This is a genomic window from Pseudoalteromonas atlantica, from assembly GCA_007988745.1.
In the GTDB taxonomy this organism is placed as follows: Bacteria; Pseudomonadota; Gammaproteobacteria; order Enterobacterales; family Alteromonadaceae; genus Pseudoalteromonas; species Pseudoalteromonas atlantica.
In genome coordinates this window covers 61,207-69,657 of the sequence record BJUT01000018.1, presented here as the reverse complement: position 1 = coordinate 69,657, position 8,451 = coordinate 61,207, and the positions used below count along the sequence as shown (strand labels likewise).

Sequence of the window (8,451 nt, the reverse complement as noted above, 5' to 3'; positions counted from 1 at the left end):
CGTAGCTTGGGTTGAGACTAGAACACTTGAGAAAAAAGCACACCACGAATACGTAATAGTCCTAATACTAAACGAAAATAATTCCAATCGTGTTAAGTTATGAGGCATTTATAGCGACAGATAAAAATTTCTGATGTACGACTGTATAGATGTTTGAGGTAGAGTAATACTGGAGTAATTGCCAAGAACAACTAAATAACAGCTCTATAATTTACCAAACCTATGCCTTTGCGAGAGTAAAGCTGCAACAATAGATATTAATATGCACACGGCAGAGCCTACCACTAGGAAGCGGTTCTCGATTCGACTGACTTGTCTTTCTCCTACAATTTGATAGGTCACATCCCCCTCAATAAAGCGTTCGCCTTGGTATTGCTGAGTGACGTTAAATGCTAAAAAGTCACCCAGCTTTGCTTGATAGGTAAAGTAGGTTTGTGGATAAAAAATTTCATATGTTGCACATAACCACGCTATCAGCCCACATATAAATAAAGCCAAGCTCATAATTAAAGTGATGTTTGAGGGCTTATGTATCGCTGAGCTTATAGGTAGGCACTTATCAATACAGCCTTCGCCATAGCAAAGTTTAAGCTTTTCAATTACCTCAGTTGAGGGGATAAACTGTCCATTTTCAAGCTTTGAAAGGTACGACTGTTGAATTCCAATTTCACGCGCTGCATAAGCCTGAGTCCACTTTTTATTTGCTCTAAGGCGTTTTAACTCCATTCCTAACGCTTGCATACCCTCTGCTCTTATTTGATTAGTTAAGCGTTTTATTATCGCTAAAATTAGTATTTATAAATAGTCTAAAAGCCTATATTCATGCTTATTAATATAAAGAATATTATGAATATTAATAGCTTATATTAAATTTAATAAAATATAAGGTATGCTCAATTCGATTTTAATAAGGAGATATAATATGCCGAATAAATTTACTAGCGCTATTTTAGTGCTTATCAGTTCACTGTTTTTTATAAACCCCAGTTACGCAGAGCCTGTTTTTGCAATTAAGGCCAGTATTTATAAATTACAGAATGAGATTACCGTAGATAGTAAAATAGAGCAGGCTTTAAAAAATCTAAGCCCTACGCATCAACCTCAGCTACTCACGCTATTAAATAAAAGTGCAATGATAGAAATTGGTGATGATACGCAAATGACGGCGCTTGAAGTAAAGCCTAACGCAGAGGGGTCACACTTTAACGCTAGTTTGAAGCTAAAAGAGCAGGTTGATGGCAAGTGGGAATCTATTTCTTCCTTTATGCCGCAAATCCCAAATGGGCAAACAGTGTATTTAAGTCGCACCTTTACAGATAAAGTATGGCTGATAAAAATTACAGGTAAACGTTACGAATCAATAGAACTTGCAGAGCAGGCCTTAAATCAAAAGTAACGCCTGTTAATTTACCGTACAGTGTGTGGCTGCAAAAAAAGTTTAATATAAGTTTGCTGGTAAAGTGTGGCGGGCACGTTAGTATGCGCTAATAAAGGTACAAGGAGCGTAGTATGGCTAAGCAAACAGTGTTAATTATAGGTAATGGCCCCGTCGAAAAGGATGTAAGTAAAACTCTAAATAGCTTTGATAGAGTGGTGCGCTTTAATATGTGTGCAAACATGCCTGCATACTTAGGCCGTAAATGTACTGATTTATGGCTAGTGGGACGAGGCAAGCAAGGCGCAATGCTTTGCGCAGCGTTTCCAGATATAGATATAACGCAGCTGAAAAATGTCATGATCACTGACCCAAAACCTAACTTATTTACTCAACCTTTTTATAAGCTAATTAACCGCAGGGGCTGTATTGACCATGGCGATGAAATAATACGTAAATATAGCCCGCATGCAAACGTGAGTCGAATCGCCCAGCACGATAAAACAGCATTATTAAAACACTTATATACGTTTGGTAAACCTGCTTTTAAAGCTAAAACACCCAGTTCGGGAATGTTAGCCATTGAGCACTTTTTAAAGCAGCAAGCACAGGTGTATATTATCGGTTTTGGTTTTAAGGGCTGGAAGCGTCATCCGTGGGATTTAGAAAAGCAGTATGTAGCGTCACTTATTGCCAAACAAAAAGTACAGTTATTAAAAAGCCCCAGTTAATGCTGGGGCTAAAAAGTTATAAACAGGCTATTACCAAATCATCTCAACAAATTCAGGGTGATCGATATACGGGTTACGATTACCTTGAAACTCATAAGCTGCTTGGTTACGGTCAAGCTCCATTTGGCTAACAGGGTCGGCGTTATGCCAGTTAAGTAGCATAGCTACCACCCAGTTTTCGAATACTTGATTGCTTGTGCCATTAAGGACTGCATTACTGGCAGTTGTGTTATTTTGCCACGAGCCTATTACATTCTCGTAGCGGGTTGCCATGTAAAAGTAAGCGCGGGCAAAGTCACCTTTAAACTCATCAATTGGCTCAAACACCGTACCTGAGTAATTAATAGAGCTTGCTGCTGAACCGACTTTACTACCGTTTGTTGATGTAAATGATGCACTAGCCACTTCACCAAAAGGGTAGTTACTACGTTTTGAGTTTACATAACCGTCGGTTGCATAAATGTGGTGCACGTCTGAATTCATTGGCTCATTTGTGCCGCCAAACCAGCTTTTAGGGAACGAATGCTCGCGGTTATAGCAATCTGCTTCACTGTTATAAGTACCACACTGATCGCTCACCGCGGTGTAAGTATAGCTGTCGCTACCATTTGGCTTTTCACTATACATATCTAAAATACTGTTATCGTTTTCAAAGTATTTATCGCGTGCTGAAGAATCGTAAAAGTTCCAAATAGCCGAGTAACCTTGCGAGCTGTGATTTTTGATAATGTTATAAAGTTCAGTTTTTAATGCATAACCAGATAAACCCTGAGTTGTTACGTAATAACCTGTTGGTGTTGGGTTAGTGCCACCGCCAGTATCACCACCAGAGCTATCGCCTAATTCAAAAGTTGTACTATCTGTGTTATTAAAACTTGCGCCACTGGCAAGTGTGGTGCTGCCCTGAGTGAGCGCGTAATTACCATTACCTACGTTACAGCACATACCGTCGCCATAGCTGTCACTTATAACTAGGGTGTATGCGCCATCAGTTAAACATAGTTGCTCATTATATTGTGTGTTAGAGGCATAACCACTACCACTGGCTACGCTGCTACCTTGGCTGTTGTTAACCACCCAGCTGGTTTCGCTGCCGTAGTTATCGGTATTAAGTGTTAAAGTAAGGCTATGGTCGTTACAGCTGCCTGTAGCGCCGCCGTCTGTATTAGGCAAAAAATTATCTACATAAACGGTTTCATTGCCATCAAAGCCGCTCATATCGTAAAAACGTAAACCAACATTAATGGTTTTATTACTGCTAGGCGTATAACTGTGGTTAATTGTTTGCCACTGGTTAGTTTGCGCTTGGTTAGAGTACCCTTGGTAGCCATCTACATACAGGCGGGCCCTTATGCTTCCTTCAGTGTGATATACATCCACTGAAAAATCATATGTTTTGCCAGCCTCCACACTAACTTGTTGTAATAAGTCGGTATTGCTTTGCGAGCCGGTGGTCACATTAATAGCCGCCGCGCTGTTTGCGTTATTTACGATACTGGTTGAGCGCGATACATTAATACCGCTATCAATTGTGGTCCACGCGTCAGGCGTATTGCCTGTCCACTGCTCAAAGCCGCCATTTGCGACATTGGCCATTGCTGGGGTGGCGGCAATCAGTAATGCCGTGCTAAGTAACTTATTTTTGTATGTCCCGTGTGACATGATTGTTCCTATTTTTTATAGTTGAGTAAATAACATACACTATCTGCACAAGGTTACAAATTTGTTAAATGCAAAATTAATAAAATAGCAATAATCAGCCTTTAAGCTGTTTTTGAAGGTCTTTATATAAATTAATAACTAAATGGAATAACAAAGCAGATTCTATTCTTTTTTTCTCACCGCATAGCCCGCTATCCTGCACACTAATAAAACCTCAGCAGAGTTACTCTGGGTGAGGTAAAACTCATTTTGAACAGCGCACCATGTGGGCTGTATGTAATTTTCAGGGTTATGGGGAACAAATTCATGTTGTTAGGTCAACTTAACGCAGCGGCAAGCCCGCTATCGCAAGAGCAAGTACAAAAGCTGCAAGGCTTAGTAGCAGAACTTAATCCGATTCAGCAAGCGTGGGTAAGTGGTTACTTAGCTGCAAATGCTAATTCTGCAGCTCTTGGTGGGCAAGCGCCTACTGCGGCTGCAAGCGATGCTGCGCCACTTACTATTTTGTATGGTTCGCAAACAGGTAATGCAAAAGGTGTGGCGACTAAGCTTAAAGAGCAAGCAGAGTCGCGCGGTTTAGCTGTTAAACTTGTGAGCATGTCTGACTACAAACCTACAGCCCTGAAAAAAGAAAAGTTTTTAACCGTTGTTGTATCTACCTACGGTGAAGGTGAGCCACCTGAAGATGCAGAAACACTGTATGAATTTTTAACTACCAAAAAAGCACCTAAGTTAGATGGCGTTAAAGTAGCCGTACTGGGTTTAGGCGACTCTAGCTATGAGTTTTTCTGCCAAACAGCAAAAGACTTTGAAGAGCGTTTAAACAAACTTGGCGCAGAAACTATTTTCCAACGTGCCGACCTAGATGTTGATTACGATGATGAAGCAGCCACTTGGATCACCGGTGCACTTGATGCATTCGAACCTGATTTAAAAGCGCAGCAAGATGCTGCGGGCGGCCAAGTTGTATCAATGCCATTTGGCGCGCCAACAGCGGCAGCAAGCCAATACACTAAGCAAAACCCATTTGCGGCAGAGCTTGTTACCGTACAAAAAATTACAGGGCGCGATTCTACTAAAGATGTACGCCATGTTGAGATTTCCCTTGAAGGCTCAGACATCACCTACTTACCTGGTGATTCATTAGGCGTGTACTTCTTAAATGATGAAGCCCGCGTAGATGAGCTACTAACACACACGCAAATCGATTCAGGCACACTTGTAAAAGTGGGCGAAGAGTCACTGCCTATTCGCGATGCATTAATCGAAAAGTTAGAGCTTACTCAGTCATACCCAGGCTTTGTAGAAAAATACGCAGTTGCAACGGGCACGCCAGAGCTACTAAAGCTTGTAGAAGATAAAGCCGCGATGCGTGAGTACATTGAGCCTCGTCAAATTTTTGATGTAGTGGCACAAAATCCTGCAAAAATAGACGCACAAACCTTAGTCGATTGCCTACGTAAACTACAAGCGCGCTTATACTCAATCGCTTCAAGCCAAAGCGAGGTTGAAGAGGAAGTGCACTTAACGGTAGGTTTAGTTGAGTTTGACGCTTTTGGCAGCGAACATTTAGGTGGCTGCTCTGGTTATTTAGCACGCCGTGCTGAAGAAGGGTGTAAAGTTAAAGTATTTAGTGAGCACAACGACAACTTCCGTTTACCTAGCGATGATAATACCCCCATTATTATGGTTGGCCCAGGGACCGGTATTGCGCCATTCCGTGCATTTTTACAAGAGCGTGACTCGCGAGAAGCACAAGGCAAAAATTGGCTGTTTTTCGGTAACCCACACTTTACACAAGACTTCTTGTACCAAGTAGAAATTCAGGGTTATTTAAAATCAGGCCTATTAAGCAAAGTTGACGTTGCATTTAGCCGTGACCAAGCTGAAAAAGTATACGTACAAGACAAACTACGCAAAAACTCAAAAGAAATTTTTGAGTGGCTAGAAGCAGGAGCGCATTTTTATGTGTGTGGTGATGCAAACCGCATGGCAAAAGATGTACACAACGCCTTAGTTGATATCATCAGCGAAAACACCGGTAAAAGCTACGAAGACGCAGAGCAATATTTAAAAGACTTACGTAGCGCTAACCGCTATCAGAAAGACGTGTATTAATCACGTTTCTTATTTTATTAACAGCTAGCAGCCGTCACTGTAACAAATTTAGGATTTAAAATGAGCGAACAAGATAAAAACGTAAAACTTTCTGATAACGAACGTTTGAAAAGAGAAAGTAACTTTTTACGTGGCACCATAGAGCAAGACTTAAAAGATGAAATTACCGGTGGTTTTACAGCCGATAACTTCCAACTTATACGTTTTCACGGTATGTACCAGCAAGATGACCGCGATATACGCCCTGAGCGCGCAAAGCAAAAGCTAGAGCCGCTGCACAATGTAATGCTACGTGCACGTATGCCTGGCGGTATTATCAAGCCTGAGCAATGGCTAGCAATTGATAAATTTGCCGATGAAAAAACAAGCTACGGCAGTATTCGTTTAACAACACGTCAAACGTTTCAATTTCATGGTGTATTAAAGCCAAATATTAAAGGCATGCACCAAATGCTTAATAGCGTTGGCATTGACTCTATTGCCACCGCAGGCGATGTAAATCGTAACGTACTATGTACGACTAACCCTGTTGAGTCAGAGTTACATCAAGAAGCGTATGAGTGGGCTGCAAAAATTTCTGAGCATTTACTTCCAAAAACGAAAGCATACGCTGAAATTTGGTTAAATGGCGAAAAGGCAGAAACCACAGAAGAGCCAATTTTAGGTTCTAACTACTTACCGCGTAAGTTTAAAACCACGGTTACCATTCCGCCTAACAACGAAGTTGATGTGCATGCGAATGACTTAAACTTTGTTGCTATTGCTGAAGATGGCAAGCTTGTTGGCTTTAACGTACTTGTAGGTGGTGGTCTAGCTATGACCCACGGTGATACGGCTACGTATCCGCGTAAAGCTGACGACTTTGGTTTTATTGCCCTAGAAGACACCTTAAAAATTGCTGAGCACGTTGTATCAGTGCAGCGCGATTGGGGTAACCGTTCTAACCGTAAAAATGCAAAAACTAAATACACACTAGACCGTGTTGGGTCTGACGTATTTAAAGCAGAAGTAGAAAAACGTGCCGGTGTAAGCTTTGCACCAAGCCGCCCTTATGAGTTTACTCACCGTGGCGATCGTATCGGTTGGGTAGAAGGCATTGATGGCAAGCACCACCTTACGCTATTTATACAAAGCGGCCGTATTTTAGACTACCCAGGTAAGCCATTAAAAACGGGTTGTCGTAAAATTGCAGAAGTGCACCAAGGCGATATGCGCATGACGGCTAACCAAAACTTAATTATTGCTGGTGTGCCTGCCGATCAAAAAGCAGTTATTGAAGAAATTGCCCGTAACCACGGCCTAATTGATGACAAAGACACTGAGCAACGTAAAAATTCAATGGCGTGTGTAGCATTGCCAACGTGTCCGCTTGCTATGGCCGAAGCTGAGCGTTACTTACCAAGCTTAATTGAAAAAACCGAAGCACTACTTGCTAAGCATGGCATACCTGATGACAGCATTATTATGCGTGTTGTAGGTTGTCCTAACGGTTGTGGCCGCGCAATGCTTGCAGAAGCTGGTTTAGTAGGTAAAGGCCCTGGTAAATACAACGTTTACCTAGGTGGTAATTTAGAAGGTACACGCATTCCTAAACTGTACCTAGAAAACGTAGGTGAAGATGTTTACCTAGACGCGTTTGATAAGCTAATTGGCCAGTGGGCAAGTGAGCGAAACGACGGTGAATGTTTTGGTGACTTTGTAATTCGCAAAGGCATTGTTGCTGAAGTAAAAGTATCAGTAACCGATTTTCACGCTTAATTAAATACCCACGCGGAGCGTGGGTGAGGTTTAAAATTGACCATGAGTGAATTTAAAAACATATTACAGCTTGATAAGCAAAGCCAAGCGGCATTGCTTGCAGATGCAAACGGCATACTTGCACCAATGAGTGCGGAGCAGCGTGTTGCATGGGCACTAGAGAACTTACCCGATACAGCTTTTTTATCATCAAGCTTTGGTATTCAAGCGGCGGTCATGCTGCATTTAGTAACATCTCAGCGTCCTGATATTCCTGTGGTATTAACCGATACGGGTTATTTATTTCCAGAAACGTATCAGTTTATTGAGCAAATGACAGCGCGCCTATCACTTAATTTACAGGTGTATAAAGCTGAGCTAAGCCCTGCATGGCAAGAAGCTAAATACGGTAAATTATGGGAACAAGGCGAGGACGGTATTAAGCAATATAATCAGCTTAATAAAGTAGAGCCCATGACCCGCGCATTAAAAGAAATTGGTGCCGGTACTTGGTTTAGTGGCTTGCGCCGTGACCAATCGTCGACCCGTGCAGATAAACAGTTTGTTGAGATAAGCCGAGGTACGGTAAAAGTGTACCCGATTATTGAATGGTCAAACCGCGATGTATATCAATACCTTACCAAGCATGATTTACCTTACCACCCATTATGGGAGCAAGGTTATGTGTCGATGGGTGATGTGCATACTACGCGTAAACTTGAGCCAGGTATGAGCGAAGAAGAAACGCGCTTTTTTGGTTTAAACCGCGAGTGCGGGCTGCATATTGACGGCGATGGTATTTAAAAAAAGCGAATGCTAAACAACTAT

The 8,451-nt window shown here is 41.9% G+C and carries 7 protein-coding genes; 5 read left to right on the top strand and 2 right to left on the bottom strand.

Going from position 1 to position 8,451, the window contains the following annotated elements; all coding sequences use genetic code 11:
• Nucleotides 1–204 precede the first annotated feature (204 nt).
• Complete coding sequence (locus tag PAT01_RS09765) at nt 205–741, bottom strand: helix-turn-helix domain-containing protein (protein ID WP_024031984.1); 537 nt, start codon at nt 739–741, stop codon at nt 205–207.
• 181 nt (nt 742–922) lie between these two features.
• Between PAT01_RS09765 and PAT01_RS09760 the strand changes: the two genes are divergently transcribed.
• Nucleotides 923–1,396, top strand: a complete 474-nt coding sequence (locus PAT01_RS09760; protein ID WP_154945403.1) for a hypothetical protein — start codon at nt 923–925, stop codon at nt 1,394–1,396.
• Between the two features lie 113 nt (nt 1,397–1,509).
• On the top strand, nt 1,510–2,106 hold the full coding sequence (locus PAT01_RS09755) for a hypothetical protein (RefSeq protein ID WP_154945402.1): 597 nt from the start codon (nt 1,510–1,512) through the stop codon (nt 2,104–2,106).
• Nucleotides 2,107–2,136: 30 nt separating this feature from the next.
• Here PAT01_RS09755 and PAT01_RS09750 read toward each other — a convergent pair whose 3' ends face one another.
• Entirely contained in the window at nt 2,137–3,768 is a 1,632-nt protein-coding gene (locus PAT01_RS09750; protein ID WP_154945401.1) for an HNH endonuclease signature motif containing protein, read from the bottom strand.
• Between the two features lie 306 nt (nt 3,769–4,074).
• Here PAT01_RS09750 and PAT01_RS09745 point away from each other — a divergent pair, with 306 nt between their 5' ends.
• Genes PAT01_RS09745 through PAT01_RS09735 form a run of 3 tightly spaced genes read left to right on the top strand, consistent with a single transcriptional unit; the run spans nt 4,075 to nt 8,427 of the window.
• A complete protein-coding gene (locus PAT01_RS09745; protein WP_054983363.1) occupies nt 4,075–5,886 on the top strand; it encodes an assimilatory sulfite reductase (NADPH) flavoprotein subunit in 1,812 nt (603 codons plus the stop codon).
• Nucleotides 5,887–5,946: 60 nt separating this feature from the next.
• Nucleotides 5,947–7,644 (top strand): assimilatory sulfite reductase (NADPH) hemoprotein subunit, encoded by a 1,698-nt coding sequence (cysI, locus tag PAT01_RS09740; protein WP_024031990.1) that lies wholly within the window; start codon nt 5,947–5,949, stop codon nt 7,642–7,644.
• 42 nt (nt 7,645–7,686) lie between these two features.
• Complete coding sequence (locus PAT01_RS09735; RefSeq protein WP_004589442.1) at nt 7,687–8,427, top strand: phosphoadenylyl-sulfate reductase; 741 nt, start codon at nt 7,687–7,689, stop codon at nt 8,425–8,427.
• Nucleotides 8,428–8,451: the final 24 nt, after the last annotated feature.